We start from the raw sequence: 21887 nt of genomic DNA on the forward strand, positions 1-21887 counted from the left end.
CTGTCCTGGGAGGCGCTGGAACGCGCGGGCATCGACCCGACCTCGCTCAAGGGCAGCCAGACCGGCGTGTTCGCGGGCGTCATGTACCACGACTACCCGGGCAGCGACGGCAACGGCAGCGTGGTCGCGGGCCGGGTCTCCTACAAGCTCGGCCTGGAAGGCCCCGCCGTCGCCGTCGACACGGCCTGCTCGTCCTCCCTGGTCGCCCTGCACCTCGCCGTCCAAGCCCTCCGCCAGGGCGACTGCTCGCTGGCGGTGACCGGCGGCGTCACGGTGATGGCGACCCCTGGCGTGTTCGTCGAGTTCGGCAGGCAGGGCGGCTTGGCCTCCGATGGCCGGTGCAAGTCCTTCGCGGCCGCCGCCGACGGGACCGGGTTCGCCGAGGGCGCGGGTTTCCTGGTGGTGGAACGGCTTTCCGACGCGCTCCGCAACGGCCACCCCGTGCTGGCGGTCGTGCGGGGGAGCGCGGTGAACCAGGATGGCGCGTCCAACGGCCTGACCGCGCCCAACGGCCCGTCCCAGCGCCGCGTCATCCGCCAGGCCCTGGCCAACGCCCGCCTGTCCGCCGACCAGGTGGACGTGGTGGAGGCACACGGCACCGGGACCACCCTGGGCGACCCGATCGAGGCGCAGGCGATCCTGGCCACCTATGGCCAGGAACGAGACCGGCCGCTGTGGCTGGGTTCGGTGAAGTCCAACCTGGGTCACACCCAGGCGGCCGCAGGCGTGGCCGGGATCATCAAGATGGTCATGGCCATGCGGCACGGGGTGCTGCCCAGGACGTTGCATGTGGACAGCCCGTCGCCGCATGTGGACTGGACGGCGGGTTCCGTCGACCTGCTGCGGGACGCGCAGGACTGGCCCGACACCGGACGTCCGCGCCGCGCGGGCATCTCCTCCTTCGGCATCAGCGGCACCAACGCCCACGTCCTCGTGGAACAGGCCCCGATGGTCGAGCCGGTCGCCGTGGCGTCCGAGGTGGACTCTCCTGTTGTTCCGTGGCTCTTGTCGGCTGGGCAACAGGACGCACTCGGCGCCCAGGCCGAGCGGCTTGTGTCCTATGTGGATGAATTGGCATTGCGACCGATGGATATCGCGTTCTCCCTTGCCACCACCCGGGCGGCGCTGGAACACCGGGCCGCGATCGTGGGCACCGGTGACGATCTGGTGACCGGGCTGGGGGCGGTGACGCTCGGCGAGGCCATCAGCGGTGTCGCGTCCGACGGGCTGCTCGCGTTCCAGTTCTCCGGCCAGGGCTCGCAGCGGCTCGGGATGGGACGGGAGCTGCACGATCGGTTCCCGGTCTTCGCCGAGGCTTTCGACGCGGTGTGCGCCGGGCTGGACGAGCACCTGGACGGGTCGATCAAGTCCGTGATCTGGGGGACCGACCCGGCGCTGATCAACGAGACCGTCCACGCCCAGGCCGGCTTGTTCGCGGTCGAGGTGGCACTGTTCCGCCTGGTCGAGTCCTGGGGCGCGCGGCCGGACTACCTGACCGGCCACTCCATCGGCGAGATCGCGGCCGCGCACGTCGCCGGGGTGCTCTCACTGGGTGACGCCTGCGCCTTGGTGGCCGCTCGTGGCCGGTTGATGCAGGCCCTGCCGTCCGGCGGCGCGATGGTGGCGATCGCGGCCACCGAGGACGAAGTCGCTCCACTGCTGGACCAGCACGTCTCGATCGCCGCGATCAACGGACCCTCGTCGGTGGTCGTGTCGGGCCTCGAAGAGGCAGTGCTGCGGGTGGGGGAGGAGTTCGCGGCCCGGGGTCGCAAGACGAGTCGGCTTCGGGTGTCGCACGCGTTCCATTCGCCGTTGATGGAGCCGATGCTGGCGGAGTTCCGCGAGGTGGCGGCACGACTGTCGCACAGCGCGCCGGTGATCCCGCTGGTGTCGAACGTGACCGGGGACCTGGCGACCGAGTACTCATCGGAGTACTGGGTCGAGCACGTCCGGAAGACCGTCCGGTTCGCCGACGGTGTGCGTGCCCTGCGAGCCGCCGGGGTAACCCGGTTCCTGGAGATCGGCCCGGACGGCGTGCTCACGGCCGTGGCCCGGGAGAGTGTCCCGGAGGACACGGTCCTGGTGCCGGTGCTGCGCAAGGACCGCGCCGAGGAACCGACGATCGTCACCGCGCTGGCCCACCTGCACGTCTCCGGTGTGAAGATCGACTGGTCGGCCTTCTTCGCGGGTACCGGCGCCCGGCGCGTGGACCTGCCCACGTACGCGTTCCAGCACCAGCGGTTCTGGTCCACGGACATCCCCGCGATGGGCACCCCCGACAACACCGCCCACCCCGTGCTCACCGCCACGGTCGACCTGGCCGACTTCGACGGCGCCCTGCTCACCGGCCGCCTGTCCACCCGCTCGCACCCCTGGCTGACCGACCACGTCGTACTCGGTTCCGTGCTGGTGCCCGGCACGGCCCTGGTCGAGCTGGCCATCCGCGCGGGCGACGAGGTCGGCTGCGACCGGGTCGAGGAACTGACCCTGACCGCCCCGCTGTCCCTGCCCGAAAACGGCGGCGTCCAGCTCCAGGTCCGGGTCGAGGAGCCGGACGAGTCCGGCCGCCGCGCCCTCACCATCCACGCCCGCCCGGACCACGACGGCGACCACCTCTGGACCCTGCACGCCCAGGGCACCGTCACAGCAGGCTTGGCTGCCGAGCACGAACCGCTCACCTGGCCGCCCACCGGCGACCCGATCGATCTCGCCGGTGCCTACGACCGGCTTGCCGACAGCGGCCTCGCCTACGGCCCGACATTCCAGGGCCTGCGGGCGGCCTGGCGACACGGCGACGACGTGTTCGCCGAGGTCGCCCTACCGGAGTCCGCGCAGGCCGAGGCCGCCGGGTTCGGCCTGCACCCGGCCCTGTGGGACGCGACCCTGCACGCCGCCGCGTTCCTGGGCTCCGGCGACACCGGCGTCCCGTTCGCGTGGCAGGGCGTCTCCCTGCACGCCTCCGGCGCCTCCGTCGTCCGCGTCCGCCTGGCCACCGGCACCGACGGCCTTTCCGTCACCATCGACGACACCGACGGCGCCCCCGTTGCCACGGTCGACGCCCTGGCCATCCGCCCGATCTCCGCCGACCGACGCACGGTCGACCAGAACTCTCTCTTCGAACTCGACTGGCTCCCCGTCTCCACCGACCCGGCAGCCTCGGTCGCGGTGGTGGGCCCCGACGCCGGACTCTCTCTCCCGACCTACACAGATCTCGCGGGGCTGGCCCAGAACGATGTCCCGGACGTGGTCGTGGTCCCAGTCCTCGGGGGAACGGCGGTGCACAGTGAGACCTGCCGTGCCTTGGAGTTGGTGCAGTCCTGGCTGGCGGAAGACGAGTTCGCGAGTTCCCGGCTGGTCTTCCTGACCCGGGGCGCCACCACGGGCGCGAACCTCGCCGCCGCCGCCGTGTGGGGATTGGTGCGCTCCGCCCAGTCCGAGCACCCGGGCCGGTTCGGCCTGATCGACCACGACGAGGTCTCGCCGACACTGCTCTCCACGTTCGGGTCGGACGAGCCGCAGCTGGTCATCCGAGGTGAAGAGGTGCTCGCGGGCCGTCTCACCAGGGTCCCGGTCACCACCACCGAACCCCGGCCGGACCTTGACGGCCCGGTCCTGATCACCGGCGGCACCGGCGGTCTCGGCCGGATCGTGGCCCGGCACCTGGTGTCCGCGCACGGGGTCCGGGACCTGCTCCTGGTCAGCCGCCGTGGCCCGGCCGCCGACGGTGCCGCCGAACTGGCGGCCGAGCTGACCGAGCAGGGCGCGCGCATCGAGATCGTGGCCTGCGATGTCACCGACCGGGACGCGGTCACCGAGCTGATCGAGCGGCACCCCGTGCGCGCCGTGATCCACACCGCCGGTGTCCTGGACGACGGCGTGATCACCTCGATGACCCCCGAACGGCTCGCCGCCGTGCTGCGCCCCAAGGCCGACGCCGCCTGGAACCTGCACGAGGCCACCCGGCACCTGCCCCTGTCCGCGTTCGTCCTGTTCTCCTCGGTGGCGGGCACCTTCGGCAGCCCCGGCCAGGCCAACTACGCGGCCGCCAACGCCTTCCTCGACGCCCTGGCCCGCCACCGCGCCGACCTCGGCCTGCCCGCGATCTCCCTGGCCTGGGGCCCGTGGACCCAGGACGCGGGCATGACCGGCACCCTGACCGCCACCCGACGGGCAGTCCACCCGGGCATGCCCGCCATCTCACCCGAGCTCGGCGTCGCCCTGTTCGACGCCGCCCTGTTCGACGTCGCCCTGACCGGCGACCGTCCGGCCATCGCGCCCGTGCGACTGGACCTGGCGGCCTGGCGCGCCCAGGGCGACGTCCCCGCCATCCTGCGCGGCCTGGTCCGCACCAGGGCCCGCCGATCGGCCGCCGCCACCGGCTCCGACCTGACCCGGCGCCTGACCGCCCTCGCCCCCGACCGGCGCCGGGACGTCGCCAGGGACGCGGTCCGCGCCCAGATCGCCACGGTCCTCGGCCACACCGAGGCGGCCGACATCGACCCGACCCGCGCGTTCCAGGACCTCGGTTTCGACTCCCTCACGGCGATCGAGCTGCGCAACCGCCTCAACACCCGCACCGGCCTGCGCCTGCCCGCCACCCTCCTGTTCGACTACCCGACCACCGACGTCCTCGTGACCTTCCTCCTCGGTGAGCTGTTCGGCGCCGACCCGGTTCTCGCGGACATGCACCCGCCGGTCGTGGCGGACGACCCGATCGTGATCGTCGGCATGGCCTGCCGCTACCCGGGCGGCGTGTCCTCGCCCGAGGACCTGTGGCGGGTGGTGTCCGAGGGCGTGGACACGGTGTCGGGGTTCCCCACCGATCGCGGCTGGGACGTGGAAACGTTGTACAGCCCGGATCGGGATGCCCCGGGGACCTCCTACACCCGGCACGGCGGCTTCCTGTACGACGCGGGGGAGTTCGACCCGGACTTCTTCGGGATGAGTCCGCGCGAGGCCCTGGCCACCGACGCCCAGCAGCGGCTCCTGCTGGAGACGGTGTGGGAGGCGGTCGAGCGCACCGGCATCGACCCGGTATCGCTGCGCGGGAGCCAGACCGGCGTGTTCGCCGGGGTCATGTACCAGGACTATGCGGGCCTGCTGACGGGCCCCGAGTTCGAGGGCCACCAGGGCAGCGGCAGCGCGGGCAGCGTCGCCTCCGGCCGCGTCTCCTACACCTTCGGGTTCGAGGGCCCGGCCGTCACCGTGGACACGGCCTGCTCGTCGTCTCTGGTCGCCCTGCACCTGGCCGCCCAGGCCCTGCGCGCGGGGGAGTGCTCGCTGGCGTTGGCCGGTGGCGTCACGGTCATGTCCACCCCGACCACGTTCATCGAGTTCTCCCGACAAGGCGGCCTCGCCGAGGACGGCCGCTGCAAGCCGTTCGCCGACGCGGCCGACGGCGTCGGCTGGTCCGAGGGCGTCGGCATGCTGGTACTGGAACGCCTGTCCGACGCCCGCAGGCACGGCCACGAGGTGCTGGCGATCGTCCGGGGCAGCGCGATCAACCAGGACGGCGCGTCCAACGGCCTCACCGCGCCGAACGGTCCGTCCCAGCAACGGGTGATCCGCCGGGCCCTGGCAAGCGCCGGACTGTCCACTGTGGATGTCGACGCGGTCGAGGCGCACGGCACCGGGACGACGTTGGGTGACCCGATCGAGGCCCAGGCGCTGTTGGCGACCTATGGTCAGGACCGGGATCGTCCACTGTGGCTGGGGTCGGTGAAGTCCAACCTCGGGCACACCCAGGCGGCCGCCGGGGCCGCCGGGGTGATCAAGATGATCATGGCCATGCGTCATGGTGTGCTGCCCAGGACCCTGCACGTGGACGACCCGTCCGCACATGTGGACTGGACGGCAGGCTCGGTCGAGCTGCTGACCGAGGAAATCTCGTGGCAGGCGGGCGAGCGTCCGCGCCGGGCGGGTGTGTCGTCGTTCGGGATCAGTGGCACCAACGCGCACGTGATCCTCGAACAACCCGAGCCGAGCGTGGTGGCCGACGAGCCGAAGGACCTGGCGGTGGTGCCGTTGGTGCTGTCGGCCAAGTCCGAGGCGGGCCTCCGTGCCCAGGCCGAACGTCTGGCCGCGCACGGGACCACGAGTCTCCTGGACCTGGCGTACTCCCTGGTGACCGCACGGTCGACCTTCGCCTACCGCGCGGTCGTCACGGCCACGGACCTCCTGCCCGCCCTGGCCGCAGGCGAGGCCGTTCCGGGCGTCATCCAGGGCGTCGCCCGGCCCGGCAGGACGGCGTTCGTCTTCTCCGGTCAGGGCTCCCAGCGCCTGGGCATGGGCCGGGAGCTGTACGAGCGGTTCCCGGTCTTCGCGGCGGCCTTCGACGCGGTGTGCGCCGGTCTGGACGAGCACCTGGACCAGTCGGCCAAGTCCGTGATCTGGGGTGAGGACGCCGACCTGGCCGACGAGACCGTGCACGCCCAGACGGGTCTGTTCGCGCTCGGGGTCGCCCTGTTCCGTCTGATCGAGTCCTTCGGCGTCCGCCCGGACTACCTCGCGGGCCACTCGATCGGCGAGGTCGCCGCCGCCCACATCGCGGGCGTGCTGTCCCTGGCGGACGCGTGTGCGTTGGTGGCCGCGCGCGGCAAGCTGATGCAGGCCCTGCCCACCGGAGGGGCCATGGTCGCCATCGCGGCCACCGAAGACGAGATCCTCCCGTTCCTGACCGACAAGGTGTCCATCGCCGCCATCAACGGCCCTTCCGCACTGGTGATCTCGGGTGACGAGGCCGCTGTGCTGCAGGTGGCAGACGAGTTCGCAGCGCGTGGCCACAAGACGACCCGTCTCCGCGTCTCCCACGCGTTCCACTCGCCCCTGATGGAGCCCATGCTGGCGGAGTTCCGCGCCGTGGCCGCTCGTCTGTCCTATGCGGAACCGGCGATTCCCTTGGTGTCGAATGTGACCGGGACAATGGCGACCGAGTACACACCGGACTACTGGGTCGACCACGTCCGCCAGGCGGTCCGCTTCGCCGACGGCGTGACCACGCTCGACGCCGCCGGTGTCACCCGCTACCTGGAACTCGGCCCGGACGCGGTGCTGACCGGCATGATCGCCACCTGCCTGCCGGACCCCCTGCTCATCCCGCTGCTGCGCAAGAACCGCCCCGAAGAGACCACCGCGCTGGACGCCCTGGCCCACCTGCACGTCTCCGGCGCCACCGTCACCTGGCCGACCCTCTTCGTCGACACCGGCGCCCGGCGCGTCGACCTGCCCACCTACGCGTTCCAACACCAGCGCTTCTGGCCGAAGCCGACCCTCCGCGCGGGCGGGGCCACCGCCATCGGCCTGACCGCCACCAACCACCCACTGCTCGGCGCGGCGGTCGAGGTTCCCGGCAACGGCACCGTGTTCACCTCGCGGCTGTCGGTGCGGACCCACCCGTGGCTGGCCGAGCACGTCGTCCTGGGCTCGACCATCGTCCCCGGCACCGCCTTCGTCGACCTGGCCCTGCACGCCGGTGACGAACTCGGCTGCCCCCGCGTCGAGGAACTGACCCTCGCGGCCCCGCTGGTACTGCCCGACCACGGCGGCATCCAGCTCCAGGCCTGGGTGGGCGAGCCCGACACCACGGGCCACCGCCCGATCACCATCCGCTCCCGCCCCGAATCCACCGACGACTGGCAGCTCCACGCCACCGGCGAACTGACTCCCGCCGACCACCCCACTCCCGCAGTCACTCCGTGGCCGCTGGCCGAGGCCGACCCGATCGACGTGACCGACGCGTACGACAACCTCGCGACCGCCGGTTTCGACTACGGCCCCACCTTCCAGGGCCTCCGCGCCGCCTGGCGTCACGGCGACGAGATCCTCGCCGAGGTCGCCCTCCCGGACCCCGCCGAGGCACCGGCGTTCGGCCTGCACCCCGCCCTCCTGGACGCGACCCTGCATGCCGCCGCGTTCCTGGGCACCGGCGACTCCGGTGTGCCGTTCTCCTGGCGTGGCATCTCCCTGCACACCACCGGCGCCGCTGCCCTGCACGCCCGCCTCACCGCGACCGACTCCGGCCTGTCGATCACCATCGACACCCCCGACGGCACCCCCGTCGCGACTGTGGACACCCTCACCGTCCGCCCCATCACCACGGACCAGCTCGCTCCCAGCTCGCTGTTCCATCTCGACTGGCTGCCTGCCGACGTCTCCGAGGACGCCACGATCTCGGCCGCGATCATCGGCCCGGACCACGGCCTCCTGTCCCACCTGGACCTGCCCGTTCACAACGACCTGGCAGACCTGGTCCGGTCCGGCCTCCCGGACGTGGTCGCGGTGCAGATCGTCGGCACCTCATCGGTCGTGGACGACGTGCACGCCACCACCGCCCGCGTACTGGAACTGACCCAGTCCTGGCTGGCCCGGACCGAGCAGTCCCGCCTGGTCTTCATCACCCGGGGCGCGACCACCGGCACCGACCTGGTGGGCGCCGCGGTCTGGGGCCTGATCCGCTCCGCCCAGTCGGAACACCCGGGCCGCTTCGCCCTGATCGACCAGGACTCGGGCCCGATCCCACTGTCCGTCCTGAACTCCGACGAACCCCAACTTCTCATCCGCGACGGCAACCCCTTGGCGGCCAGGCTCACCAAGACCCCGCCCACCACCGACCGCCCCGTCTGGTCCGATATGCAGGGCACCGTTCTGATCACCGGCGGCACCGGCGGTCTGGGCAGGCTGGTGGCCCGGCACCTGGTGGCCGAGCACGGCGTCCGGGACCTGCTCCTGGTCAGCCGTCGCGGCCCGTCCGCCGAGGGTGCCGCCGACCTGGTGACCGAGCTGGCAGGCCACGGCGCCAGGGTCGACCTGGTCGCCTGCGACGTGACCGACCCGGCGGCCGTGACCGACCTGCTGGACCGCCACCCGGTGGCCGCAGTGATCCACACGGCGGGTGTCCTGGACGACGGCGTGCTCACCGCCCTGACCCCCGAGCGGCTCTCGACCGTGCTCCGCCCCAAGGTCGACGCGGCCTGGAACCTGCACCAGGCGACCCGGGACCGGGACCTGGCGGCCTTCGTCCTGTTCTCGTCCATCGCGGGCACCCTGGGCAACCCCGGCCAGGCCAACTACGCCGCAGGCAACACGTTCCTGGACGCCCTGGCCCACCACCGCCACTCCGCAGGTCTGCCCGCCCGGTCGCTCGCCTGGGGTCCGTGGACCCAGGACACCGGCATGACCACTCAACGTGCCGCCCGCTCCGGCATGCAGGAGATCACCCCGAGCCACGGCATGGCCCTGCTCGACACGGCGGTCGCCGGTGATCTCCCGGTGGTCGCCCCCGTCCTGCTGGACCTGCCCACCTGGCGCACCCGTGCCGAGGTCCCCACGATCCTCGGCGCCCTGGTCCGCACCCGCTCCCGCCGCGCCGCCGCCACCCCGGCCAACCTGACCCAGAAACTCGTCGGCCTCCCCGCGGACCAGCAGCACGAACTCCTTCTCGACGCGGTCCGCACCCAGATCGCCACCGTCCTCGGCCACCCGGACACGTCGGCGATCGACCCCGCCCGCCCATTCCAGGACCTGGGCTTCGACTCCCTCACGGCGATCGAACTGCGCAACCGCCTCAACACCCTCACCGGCCTGCGCCTCCCGGCGACCCTCCTGTTCGACTACCCCACCACCACCGACCTCATCACCCACCTGACCCCGCACCTCATCCCCGACGAGACCCCCACCCCGCACGCCATCCTCACCGAGCTGGACCGCCTGGACACCCTCCTGGACCTGGACGTCACCGACGACCTGCACCAGCAGATCACCGCCCGGCTCGACATCCTCAGGTCGAAGCTGTCGGCGGCCCGGACCGCCCCCAGGGACGAGTTCGACTTCGAGTCGGCCTCCGACGAGGAGGTCTTCCGAATCCTGGACAACGAACTCGGCCTGTCCTGACCGGACCGCCGGAACGGACAACGCCCCATCTCAGCCGAGACGGGGCGTTGTCGTCTGCCAGGCCAGAATCACCGGTACAAAGCAACAGCGCCCTGTCTCCGCGGAGACAGGGCGCTGTTGTCGAGTCTGTCAGCCGTTGTCCAGAAGCTGGAACAGCTCCTCATCGCTGGCTTCCCCGACATCCACCCCGCTGGCCGTCCCAGGACTCCAGCGCCCCACGATCGTCCGCAACCGCGACATGACACCGGCGTCAACGGCCCCCGAGGCCAGCAGGTTCTCCAACCGCCCCACCAACTCGGCCGCGTCCCCGGTCGGAACAACCTCACCCCGAATGAACCGAACAAGCGCCCCCGGCGTCGGGTAGTCGAACACCAGCGTCGCGGGCAACCGCACCCCGCACGCCGTCGTGATCCGGTTTCGCAGCTCGATCGTGTTCAGCGAGGTGACCCCCATGTCCGCGAACGACTGCGCGGCATCGTCCACCGACTTCCCCAACACAGCGCCGACCTCCCGCAGCACCATGTCCCCCAACACTTTCTCCAGTTCCCGCCCGCTCAACCCACCCAACGACAGCGAGCGCTCCACCACCGGCGCGGCCGCAGCCACAGCGCCGGCCCCACCCAACCAGTACTCCCCGTGCTGGAACGCATAGGTAGGCAACGGCACCGTCCGGGCCCCGGGAAGCACCGCCTCCCAATCAACCCCCACCCCATGCCCATGCAGCCGACCGACCGCACCCAACACACCACGCACCTCGTCAGCCCCGGCCACCGGCACGACCACCCCGCCGCACTCGTCGATCATCGGCGCGAGCGCGGCACCAGGCCCGAGTTCGACGAACGCCGAGACCCCGGCCCCTGTCAACCAGTCCACGGAGTCCTTGAAGCGCACCACATCCCGCACATGCCGAACCCAATACCCCGGGTCCCGGGCCTCCGCCGAGGTCAACAACTTCCCGGTCAGGTCCGACACCACCGGGATCCCCGGCGCGGAGAACCCGAGCTCCTCGACAGCGGAGGCGAACTCCGCCAACATCGGCTCCATCAATACCGAATGAAACGCATGGCTGACCGCGAGCGCGGTGGCCTTGTGCCCGGCCACCGTCAACTCCCCGGCAAGCTCCCGAACCGCCGCCCCCTCCCCGGACAGCACCACAGACCGAGGCCCGTTCACCGCCGCGAGAGACACCGACTCGCGCCCGACCAACCACTCCGCGACGTCGTCCTCGCCAAGCCGAACCGCCAGCATCTCCCCACCTGCAGGCAACGCCCCCATCAACCGCGCCCGCGCCGCGACCAACACGCACGCGTCCCCCAGCGACAACACCCCCGACACATGCGCCGCCGCGACCTCGCCGACCGAGTGCCCCACCAGATAGTCCGGCACAACACCCCAGGACTCGAACAACCGGTACAACGCCACCTCGAACGCGAACAACGCAGGCTGCGCGTACGCCGTGTCATCCAGCAGCGTGTCATCCAGCGCCCCGGCATCAGCCCACATCACCGACGCCAACGGCCGATCCAACAACGGATCGAGAATCCCCAGAACCTCGTTCAACGCCGCCTCGAAAACGGGGTACGCGACCAACCCCCGCCCCATCCCGACCCGCTGGCTCCCCTGCCCGGCGAACACGAACGCCAACTTCCCCCGCCCACCCCGCACAACCTGTCCGACATCAGCGAGCGCCGCCACCAACTCGTCCCGCTCACCGACCACGACCACCTGATGCTCATGCCGAGCCCGCGTGGTGGCCAACGAGTACGCGACATCCACCGCAGACAGCCCAGGATGCCTGTCCACATGCTCGGCCAACCGCCGCGCCTGCTCCCGGACCGCCTGCTCGGACCGCCCGGACAACACCCACGGCACGATCCCGCGATCCTCCCGGCCCGCCACGGCGTCGTCCGGCGACTCCTCCAGGATCACATGCGCGTTGGTCCCGCTGATCCCGAACGACGACACCCCCGCCCGCCGCGCAATCCCGGCCACCCGCGGCCAAGGCCGGGCCTCGGTCAGCAACCGCACCCCATCCGACCAGTCCACATGCGACGAAGGCGCGTCCACATGCAACGTCTTCGGCAATACCCCATGCCCCAGGGCGAGCACCATCTTGATGACCCCGGTGACCCCGGCGGCCGCCTGCGCATGCCCGATGTTCGACTTCACCGACCCCAACCAGAGCGGCTCCGCCCGCTCCCGCCCATAAGCCGAGATCAACGCCTGCGCCTCGATCGGATCACCCAACGTCGTCCCGGTCCCGTGCGCTTCCACGGCCGACACATCCCCGGGCTCCAGCCCGGCGTCGGTCAGGGCCTGCCGGATCACCCGCCGCTGCGCGGGCCCGTTGGGCGCGGTCAGCCCGTTCGACGTCCCGTCCTGGTTGATCGCCGACCCGCGCACCACGGCCAGCACCCGGTGCCCGTTCCGCCGGGCATCACTCAACCGCTCCAGCACGACCAGCGCTACACCCTCCGACCAGGCCGCCCCGTCCGCAGAGTCCGCGAACGACTTGCACCGCCCATCCGGAGACAGCCCACGCAGCCGGGAGAACCGCACGAACGAATCGGGCGTCGCCATCACCGCGACCCCGCCCGCGATCGCCAACGACGACTCCCCGGCCTTCAGCGACCGGCCCGCCAGGTGCAGCGCGACCAGGGACGACGAACAAGCGGTGTCCACGGTCAACGCGGGCCCCTCGAACCCGTACGCGTGCGCCAGCCGCCCGGACAGCGCGCTCGACGCCGTGCCGATGCTCAGCAGCCCCTCGATCTCCGCCGGGTACCCGGCGGCATGTGCCGCGTAGTCCTGGTACATCGCGCCGACGAACACCCCGGTCCGACTCCCGCGCAACGCCGTCGGGTCGATCCCGGCCCGCTCCAACGCCTCCCACGCGGTCTCCAACAGCAGCCGCTGCTGCGGATCCGTCGCCAACGCCTCCCGGTCGGAGAACCCGAAGAACCCGGCGTCGAAGTAGCTCGCGTTGTGCAGGAACCCGCCCTCACGCACATAGCTGGTCCCGACGCGCTCCGGATCGGGATCGAACAACCCGTCAAGATCCCACCCCCGGTCGACCGGGAACCCGGAGATCGCGTCGACCTCCCCGTCGACCAGCGCCCACAGCCCCTCCGGGGACACCACCCCGCCCGGCAGCCGACAGGCCATCCCGACGATCACCACCGGCTCGTCCGCGCCGAGGTCGACCTCCGCCTCGTCCTCCGCCTGCCCGACCAACGACCGCGCGACGGCGGCCGGGCTGGGGAAGTCGTAGGCCAGACTCGCCGTCAACGGCGTGCCGACGGCCTCGGCGAGCGCGTTCCGGAACCGGATCGCCAGGATCGAGTCCAGCCCGTGCTCCCGGAACGTCGCCTCGGGGGAGAACTCCGCGTCGACCACCTCGGCCAGACAGGCGCGAACCAGCTCCAACGCCTCCTCGAACGTCCGCAGCCGCGTGGGCCGGGAGTCCACGGTCGTCCGGACGAGTTCCTCCAACGCCCGCCGATGCGGCTTCCCGGCGGGCGTCCGGGGAAGATCGGGCACCACGATCAGCTCCAGCGGGATCTTGTAGTCCGCGACATCCCGGCCCTTCAGGAACCCGGTCACCGAGGCCAGGTCGATCGACCGGTCGGCCCGCTCGGTGAGCACCAGGCACGGGTACTCGCCGAGCCGCTCGTCCGGCTTGCCCACCACCGCGAGCGGCCCGATCCCCGGCAGGTCCGCCAGCACCCCCTGCACCTCGGTCGCGGTGAACTTCCGCCCGCCCACGTTGATCAGCTCGGCCGACCGCCCGCCGAACCGCACCAGCCCGCCGTCGACGCTCGCCAGGTCCCCGGTCCGCAGCCACCCGTCCGGCGTCATCGCCGCCCGGGTCAGCTCGACGTCGCCGAAGTAGCCACGGAACATCCCGGCGCTGCGGTACTGCAACTCGCCGACGGTCCCGGGCGCGCACTCCAGTCCGTCCTCATCGACCACCCGCACCCGCGCGCCCCGCGTCGGCCGCCCGACACTCGTGGCCGCGACCTCGGCAGGCTCGTCCGCGCGAGTGCACGTCCCCGTGCCCACCTCGGACATCCCCCACACCACGACCAACGCGGTGTCCAGGGCGTCCCGCACCTGCCCGACCAGCGCCCCGGAGATCGCCGCCCCCGCCGTCCGCACCTCCACCGGCCGGAACCCGGCGGCCGCGCCCGACTCCGCCAGCCTGCCCACGACGTCGTGCAGCTGCGTCGGCACGGCGAACACGACGCTGGGACGGACCCGCCTGCCGAGTTCGAGGAACCGATCGGGATCCCACCCGCGCAACAACACCTGCCTGCACGCCGCGAACAGCGCCGAGTGGATCGACTGCAACCCGAACAGGTGCGTCAGCGGACAGGCCGTGATCACCGCGTCGCCGAACGCCGCGCTCTCCGCCGTGACCGCGGCCGTGTTGGACAGCAGCCCGTCGTGGCTGTGCAGGCAGATCTTGGGCCGCGCGGAGGTGGTCGCCGACGACGGCATCAACATGAACGGCATGTCCGGCCGTACCTCGACCGACCGTGGCCGCTCACCCACCCACGCGGCCACCAGGCTCGCGACCGAGGTCTCGCCGTCCCCGGCCACGAGCACGGCCCGCACCGACGACACGGCCGCCAGCGTCTCCCGCCACGCGTCGTCCAGTTCCGGCAACACCACGACGACCGGCTCCACCCGGGTCAGCAGCGCCAGCACGTCCGGCCGCCCGTTCCCGCTGTGGATCGGCATCATCACCGCGCCGACCGCCGCCACGGCGAGGTGCGCGGTCTGGAACTCCCAGCAGTTCGGCAGCTGGGCCGCGACCACGTCCCCCGGCCCGACCCCGATCTCCTGGAGCCCGCGGGCCAGCGCGTCCACCTCCACCGCCCACCGCCGCCACGTCCACGACCGGTCCCCGTCGACCAGCGCGACCGCGTCGGGATCCACCGCCACGGCCGCGGCGAACACCCCCGGCAGCGTGTGGCCGGTCAGCGCCCCTTCACGGTCGGTGGTCGGAACGACGAGGTAGTCATCTCGGTGGACGGACACGCGCACTCCCGGGGTCGAGCGTTGAGCGAAACGGGTGCCGGTCTCGCCCGGGGGAGCGGCGGGACCGCTGCCGACCCCGGTCAGGAGGTCGTCGGGTTCGAGGCCAGGGAGGCCGTGCGCCGCCCGGGGAACTCGGCCTGGAGCAGGTTCAGCAGGGGCGCGGCCTTGACCGCGGTCTCCTCGAACTCGGCCTCCGGCTCGGACATGGCGATGATCGCGCCGCCGACGCCGTAGCTGAGCCGGTCGCCGTGCAGCACGACGGTGCGGATGACGATGCTCAGGTCCACCGCGCCGGTGAGCGCGAAGTAGCCGATGGCGCCGGAGTAGATGCCGCGCGGCCTGCCCTCCAGCCGGTCGATGATCTGCATCGTGCGGATCTTGGGCGCGCCGGTCATCGAGCCGCCGGGGAACGCCGACCGGACCGCGTCCACCGCGCTGCGGTCCGCCCGCAGCCGGGCCCGCACGGTGCTGACCAGCTGGTGCACGCTGGCGAAGGACTCCACCTCGAACACCGGGTCGGCCACCACCGAGTCGGTCTCCGCGCACCGGCCGAGGTCGTGCCGGACCAGGTCGACGATCATCAGGTTCTCCGCCCGGTCCTTCTCGCTGGTCGCCAGGTCGGCCACCAGCAGGGCGTCCTCCGCGGCGGTGGCGCCGCGCGGCCGGGTCCCCTTGATCGGCTTGGACTCCATCAGCCCGTGCCGGTCGATCCGCAGGAACCGTTCCGGCGAGGTGCTCAGCACGGACAGCTCGCCGAACGCGAGGAACGCGGAGAACGGCGCCGGGCTCGCCCGCCGCAGGAACCGGTAGGCCGACCACGGGTCCAGGTCGGCCTCGGCCTCGATCATGTTGGTCAGGCACACCTCGTAGGTCTCGCCCGCCCGGATCTCCTCCTGGCAGGCGTCGATGAGCCCCAGGTACGCGTCGCGGTCGTGGTGCAGGCGCGGCCGGACGCTCGCCGCCTCGGGTGCCCGGCACGGCTCGGGGACCTGCCCGGCCGCGGCCGCCAGCTCGTCCGCCGCGGTCCGCAGCCACGCGCGCGCCGGGCCCTCGTGGCCGTCCTCGGCGAGCGCCAGCAGGTAGGTCGTGTCGGTCGGGTGGTGGAACACCACCGCGTGGTCGGCGAAGACCATGACCGCGTCCGGCTCGGTGGAGCGGTGCGCGAGGTCCCCATCGCACTCGGCCTTCAGCTCGTAGCCGAGGTAGCCGACCCAGCCAAGGGTGAACTCGAACGGCAGGTCCGGTGCGTCCAGCCGGATCGAGCGCAGGTCCCGGTCCAGCCAGGTGAGGAACTCCTCGCCGACGACCAGGGTGGCGTTCCCGGCGGTGACGGTGACCTTGCGGCCCGGCACGTCGGCGCGGGCGACCCGGCTCAGTGGCCCGGCCGCGTCGCCCATGATGGACAGTTCGCCGCGGGCGCCGCCGACCTGGCTGCTGTCCAGCCAGAACGGGTGGCGTTCGGACCGCCGGAACAGCCGGTCGAACACCACCTCCGGGTCACACCGGGTCTCGATCCGCTCCACCAGCAACCGTAAGCGCCGCACCGCGTGCGGCCGTGCTTGCTCGGCGGGCGTCGCGGGCGCGCGTCGGCGCGCCCCGACAGGCACACGCTGGTCGTGTCGTCGGTGATGGTGGTGGCGTTCGCTCAGGTCGCGGAAGTTCGCCAGCAGCCGCCTGCCGCCGTCCGTGCCGATGGACTCGGGGTGGAACTGCACCCCCCACAGCGGCAGCTCGCGGTGGCGCAGTCCCATGAGGACACCGTCGGACGCCCAGGCGACCGGTTCCAGGCAGGTGGGCAACCCGGTCACGGCGAGCGAGTGGTACCGCACGACCTCAAGGGGGGAGGGGAGCCCGGCGAACAGACCGGTTCCGTCGTGGCTCACCCGGGAACTGCGGCCGTGGCGCGGTTCGGGCGCGCGTCCGACGGACGCGCCATACGCGAGCGCGAGCCCTTGGTGCCCGAGACACACACCGAGCACGGGCAGCCTGGCCTCGGTCACGATCCGCGCGCACAGGCCGAAGTCGGCAGGCCGGTGCGGGGTGCCGGGGCCGGGGGAGAGCACGACGTTGTCGAACCCGTCGAGCCACTCCGGTCGCCAGGCCGGGTCGTCGTTGCGGATGACCTCGGGCTCGGTCCCGTTCACCTGGGCGAGGTAGTGGAACAGGTTGTAGGTAAAGGAATCGTAGTTGTCGACAAGCAACGTGCGCATCGATACTTCCTCATCCAGCGGGCGGAGGGTCGTCCGCGCGATTCCATTTACCGTTGTCGGCCTTGGCTGCCACTGGTCGGATCATTCGTGTCCGCAATACACCGGATCACACTATTCCGGCGGTCGTAGGGTTTTCCTTAGTCATCACCGCGTGCGCACGCCCGCCACCCCGTCGAATGGCACGATGGTGGTATGTCCGAACTCGATGGTGCACCGGTGACGGTCGACCGGTTACAGGTGCTCGCGATGTACAACTACGGGCACTTCACGACGATGCGCGTCGAGGACGGACGGGTCCGCGGTCTCCCGCTGCACCTGGACCGGCTGTCCCACGACGCGCGCGCCGTGTTCGACGCCGACATCGATCCCGACCGCGTCCTCGCCTACGTCCGCCAGGCCGTCGGCGGGCGGACCGGCGCCGTGGTCGTCCGGGTCACCGTCTACGACCCCGCCCTCGACCTGGGCCATCCCGGAGCCGAGGCGCACCCGCACATCCTGGTCACTACCCGCCCGGCCCCGAACCTGCCCTTGTCGCCGCTGACCGTCCAACTGGTACAGCACGCCCGCGACTCGCCCGCGGTCAAGCACGTCGGACTGTTCGGCACGGTGCGATGCAGGCGCGCCGCCCAGCGGGCCGGGTTCGACGACGTGGTCTTCACCGGGCCCGACGGGGTGATCTCGGAAGGCGCCACCTGGAACCTCGGCGTGGTCGACCCGAACGGGGTGCGCTGGCCCAGCGCGCCCGCACTACCGGGTGTCACCATGGCCCTATTGCAGCAGGTCGACACCATCCCGGGCGTCGTCGCGCCGGTCACGGTCGACGATCTCCGCACGGCGCAGGCCGTCTTCGCCACCAACGCGGCCTTCGGCGTCCGCCCCATCGCCCTGGTCGCGGACGAGACGGGCACGGCCAGGTTCACCGGCGTGCCCGCTCATCCCACAGTGGACGCTCTCGCCGCCGCCTACGCGGAGATCAAGGGCGACGAGTTGTAGTCACCACTCCACCGGCAGGGAGTGCACTCCGAAGAGGACACCGTCGTACTTGAACGGCAGCTCCTCCACCGGAGTCGCGAGCCGCAGCGTCGGCACGCGCTCGAACAGCTTGCGATACGCGATCTCCAGCTCCACCCGGACCAGGTTCTGCCCCAGGCACTGGTGGATCCCGTACCCGAACGCCACGTGCTGCCGCGTGGTCCGCGCCGGGTTGAACTCGTGCGGGCAGGCGAAGACCTTCTCGTCGTAGTTGGCCGCCGCGACCAACGGGACGATCCCCTCGCCCGCCTTCACCAGCTGCCCGGCGATCTCCACGTCTTCCACGGCCACCCGCAACGACACCAGGTCGGCCACCGAGTGGAACCGGAGGACCTCCTCGATCACCCGGTCATCCGAGATCCACTCGGGGAGCTGCAGCAGCGTCACCACGCCGAGCGCGATGTTGTTCGCCGTGGTCTCGTGCCCGGCGATCAACAACAGCGACAGCACCCCGGACAGCTCCTCCGGGTCGATGGCCCCGGTGGCCAGCAGCCTGCTGATCAGGTCGTCGCCCGGCCAACTCTGCTTGATCGCGATCAACCGGTTGATGTAGCGGAGCAGTTCCCGGGTGGCGGTGTCGCGTTCCTGGTCGGTCGAGGACCGGATGTCGACCAGCGTGCGGGTCCGGGACTCGAAGAACTCCCGGTCCACCGGCGGCACGCCGAGCAGCGACGAGATGACCAGCGACGGCACCGGCAGCGCGAAGTCCGCCACCAGGTCCGCGGGCGACCCGGCGGCCAGCAGGGCGTCCAGGCAGTCGTCCACCGTGCGCTCGATCGCCGGGCGCAGGTCCCGGATCTTGCGGACGGTGAACTCCGGGATGAGCGCCTTGCGGAACCGGTCGTGCTCCGGCGAGTCCAGGCCGACGAACCAGCCGGGGATCTGGTCCTGCCTGGGCACGCCGATGGTCTCGTTGATGTTCGGGAAGTTCGGGTGCATCGGGTTGGAGCTGATCTTGGGGTTGGTCAGCACGGCGCGCACGTCCTCGTGCCGGGTGACCAGCCAGACCTGCTTCCCGTTCGGCAGGTGCGACAGCGTGAGCCCGGCCCGGCCGCGGTAGTCGTCGTACACCGGCGGCGGGAAGGGCTCGCCGGGCGTGCGCAGCGGGAAGTCGATGGTCGTGGCGGTCTTCTCCATGGTGCCCGTTTCCGTTCGGTGGTCAGTCCACGCCGTAGAAGCCGCGGATGGTGCCCGAGATGAAGTCCTGGTCGGCGGCCGTCAGCGAGGTGTAGGTCGGCAGGTACAGCCCGTCCTCGCTGAACCGGGTGGCGTTGAGCGACGGCCAGACCGGGTCGAGGTAGCCGGGTTGCCTGCTCATCGCCTTGAAGAACAGCCGGGTCTCGATGCCGTGGTCGGCCAGGTGCGCGCGCAGCTCCTCCCGCCGCTCCGCGCGCACGTCGTACATCCACAGCACGTCCCGGCGCGGCATCAGGGTGATCCCGGGGACGTCCTTGAGCCCGAGGTCGTAGCGGGACTCGATCTCCCGGCGCGCGGCCAGGATCTCGTCCAGCCGCTCGGTCTGGGCCAGCGCCACGGCGGCCTGCATGGCGGTCATCCGGAAGTTGTAGGCCAGCTTCTTGTGCAGGAAGCTGTGGTCGGTGGTGAACGCCATGCCGCGCAGGTGCGCCAGCTGCCCGGCCAGCCGCGGGTCGTCGGTGAGGCATACCCCGCCCTCGCCTGCGGTCACGATCTTGTTGGCGAACAGCGAGTAGCAGGCGATGTCGCCGACCGGGCGCAGGCCGTGTGCCTCCGCCGAGTCCTCCACCACCCGCAGGTTGTACTGGAAGGCGATGTCCATGATCGGGTCCATCGCGCAGTGCCTGCCGTAGACGTGCACCGGCATGATCGCCTTGGTCCGCGCGGTGATCTTCTCCTCGATCCGCGCCACGTCGATGTTGAGGTCGTCCGCGCAGTCCACGAACACCGGGGTGGCGCCGGTGTAGGTGACCGCCCAGGCGGAGGCGATCATGGTGAACTCGGGCACGATCACCTCGTCGCCCGGCCCGATGCCCAGCGCCCGCAGCGCCAGGGTGAGCGCGGTGGTCCCGGACGAGCAGGCGACGCCGTGCGCGCTGCCATGGTGGTCGGCGAACGCCCGTTCGAACCGCTGTACATACGGGCCCTGGGAGGAGATCCACCCGGCGTTCACCGCGTCGGTGACGTAGTCGAGTTCGCGTCCGTCCAGGCACGGCTTGGAGACGGGATAGGTGAACGCCATGCGGTCCTCCGTGGGGATGGGGGTCAGGCCAGCGCGGGCAGCCCGAGGAGTACGTCGGCGGCCGCCGCGCGCCCGCCCGCGGCCCGCGACAGCGCGCCGAGCCGCTCCGCGTTCCGCCGGAACGAGGGGTCGTCGAGCACCCGGGTGAGCTTGTCGACCACGTCGTCGGGGTCCATGTCCTGCGGCCGGTCGAGAGTGAGGCTGAAGCCCATGTCCCGGCCACGCACGGCCTGGTCGAAGCAGTCCACCCAGAGCGGCCGCATCACCTGCGGCTTGCCGAAGTGCACGCCCTCGTGGAAGCCGTTGCCGCCGCCGTGCGTGAAGAACACCTTGACGTTCGGGTGCGCCAGCACGTCGAGCTGCGAGGGCACCCAGCTCTCGATCCGCAGGTTGTCGGGCAGCGCCCCGGGCAGCAGGTGCTGCTGTTCGGCGGGCAGCCGCCACAGGAACTGGTGCCGCCCGTCGAGCCTGCGCGCCACCTCCACCAGCGACCCGACCTGCTCCCGGGTCAGCCGGGTGATCGTGCCGAACCCCATGTAGACCACGGACGACCGGGCGTCCAGCCAGCGGGCCACGTCGTCGTCGCCCGAGGTCTCCGGCAGCGGCGGCACCATGGCGCCGACCAGCCGCATCTTGTCCGGCACGGTGAACGGGTAGTCCAGCTCGGCGATCGAGTTGCACAGCACCACCTCGGCCCGCTCGACCCTGGTCATCGGGTTGGGCGGCGCGATCCCCAGCTCCTTGCGGATCCGCGCGTCCTCCGCGACGACCTTGCCCATGGCCGGGTTGACGAACATCAGCAGCGTGCGCAGCTTGAACAGCCGGTTCTGCATCCGCTGCCAGGGGTTCATGGCCTGCGGCAGCCCGGAGTGCGGCACCGGGAAGTCCTTCGGCGTGTACGACTTGGCGAACGGGTTGTACGAGGTCAACAGGTTGCTCGGCAGGAACGGCACGCTCAGCACGAACGGGATGTCCCGCACCAGGCACAGGTCGACCGCGAACGAGCTGACACAGTCGATCACCATCAGCGCGGGCTGCACCTTGTCCACGACCGCTTCCAGCGCCCGGTACTTGCGCGCCTGCACCTCCGGCCGGTAGGTCTGCCGGATCACCGCCCGGTGCGCCCGGAACCGCGACGACTGCGTGACCTCCCGGTACACCTCGTCGTCCCAGGTCACGGCCGACAGCTCGGTGACCACCTCGCCCAGCGAGGCGAACTCCACCGCCGTCGTGCCCGACAGCCCCTCCACCTCGGCCCGCCGGTGCTCGTCGGTGGCGAACCAGAGGTTCTCCACCCCCCGTCGCGCCAGCTCACCCGCCAGCACCAGCATCGGGTTCAACAGCCCGCTCTCCGGAAGACTGACGAACAACATCGGCCGCTGACCGGACTCCATGATCGACCCCTCCGGAGACGTCGCACTGCGGGCATGCCTGGCCGCACCCGACCTTGATCTCACGACCCGCCCCAGGGAAATCCTTAGATGCCGCCGCCCGCC

Annotated in this window: 7 protein-coding genes (1 of these 7 cut by a window edge); 2 read left to right on the top strand and 5 right to left on the bottom strand. The window is 71.4% G+C overall.

Annotated features, from left to right (window positions below; all coding sequences use genetic code 11):
- On the top strand, nt 1-9888 hold the 3' portion of the coding sequence (locus tag C503_RS47640; RefSeq protein WP_018680914.1) for a type I polyketide synthase. It extends 20784 nt beyond the left edge of the window; 9888 of the gene's 30672 nt are visible here — the last part of the coding sequence; its start codon lies beyond the left edge, outside the window; it ends in the stop codon at nt 9886-9888.
- 129 nt (nt 9889-10017) lie between these two features.
- Here the strand turns inward: C503_RS47640 and C503_RS0103995 are convergent, their stop codons facing one another.
- On the bottom strand, nt 10018-14931 hold the full coding sequence (locus tag C503_RS0103995) for a type I polyketide synthase (protein WP_026315962.1): 4914 nt from the start codon (nt 14929-14931) through the stop codon (nt 10018-10020).
- Nucleotides 14932-15011: 80 nt separating this feature from the next.
- The gene (gene pabB, locus C503_RS0104000) at nt 15012-17141 is read right to left on the bottom strand and encodes an aminodeoxychorismate synthase component I (protein ID WP_018680915.1); all 2130 of its coding nucleotides are present in this window, start codon (nt 17139-17141) and stop codon (nt 15012-15014) included.
- Between the two features lie 192 nt (nt 17142-17333).
- Between pabB and C503_RS0104005 the strand changes: the two genes are divergently transcribed.
- Nucleotides 17334-18134 (top strand): aminotransferase class IV, encoded by an 801-nt coding sequence (locus tag C503_RS0104005; protein WP_018680916.1) that lies wholly within the window; start codon nt 17334-17336, stop codon nt 18132-18134.
- On the opposite strand, the gene C503_RS0104010 is transcribed toward C503_RS0104005, so the two are convergent.
- Genes C503_RS0104010 through C503_RS0104020 form a run of 3 tightly spaced genes read right to left on the bottom strand, consistent with a single transcriptional unit; the run spans nt 18135 to nt 21785 of the window.
- Nucleotides 18135-19310, bottom strand: coding sequence for a cytochrome P450 (locus C503_RS0104010; RefSeq protein ID WP_018680917.1), 1176 nt, complete (start codon nt 19308-19310; stop codon nt 18135-18137). It abuts the gene before it with no gap.
- A gap of 22 nt (nt 19311-19332) precedes the next feature.
- On the bottom strand, nt 19333-20391 hold the full coding sequence (locus C503_RS0104015; RefSeq protein WP_018680918.1) for a DegT/DnrJ/EryC1/StrS family aminotransferase: 1059 nt from the start codon (nt 20389-20391) through the stop codon (nt 19333-19335).
- Nucleotides 20392-20414: 23 nt separating this feature from the next.
- Nucleotides 20415-21785, bottom strand: a complete 1371-nt coding sequence (locus tag C503_RS0104020) for a glycosyltransferase (RefSeq protein WP_018680919.1) — start codon at nt 21783-21785, stop codon at nt 20415-20417.
- Between the last annotated feature and the right edge of the window lie 102 nt (nt 21786-21887).

The organism is Actinokineospora enzanensis DSM 44649 (assembly GCF_000374445.1).
In the GTDB taxonomy this organism is placed as follows: Bacteria; Actinomycetota; Actinomycetes; order Mycobacteriales; family Pseudonocardiaceae; genus Actinokineospora; species Actinokineospora enzanensis.

Coding starts and splice junctions, on each gene's coding strand:
- pabB (WP_018680915.1), bottom strand. CDS start 17,141: ATGCGCACGTTGCTTGTCGACAACTACGATTCCTTTACCTACAACCTG.
- C503_RS0104005 (WP_018680916.1), top strand. CDS start 17,334: ATGTCCGAACTCGATGGTGCACCGGTGACGGTCGACCGGTTACAGGTG.
- C503_RS0104010 (WP_018680917.1), bottom strand. CDS start 19,310: ATGGAGAAGACCGCCACGACCATCGACTTCCCGCTGCGCACGCCCGGC.
- C503_RS0104015 (WP_018680918.1), bottom strand. CDS start 20,391: ATGGCGTTCACCTATCCCGTCTCCAAGCCGTGCCTGGACGGACGCGAA.
- C503_RS0104020 (WP_018680919.1), bottom strand. CDS start 21,785: ATGGAGTCCGGTCAGCGGCCGATGTTGTTCGTCAGTCTTCCGGAGAGC.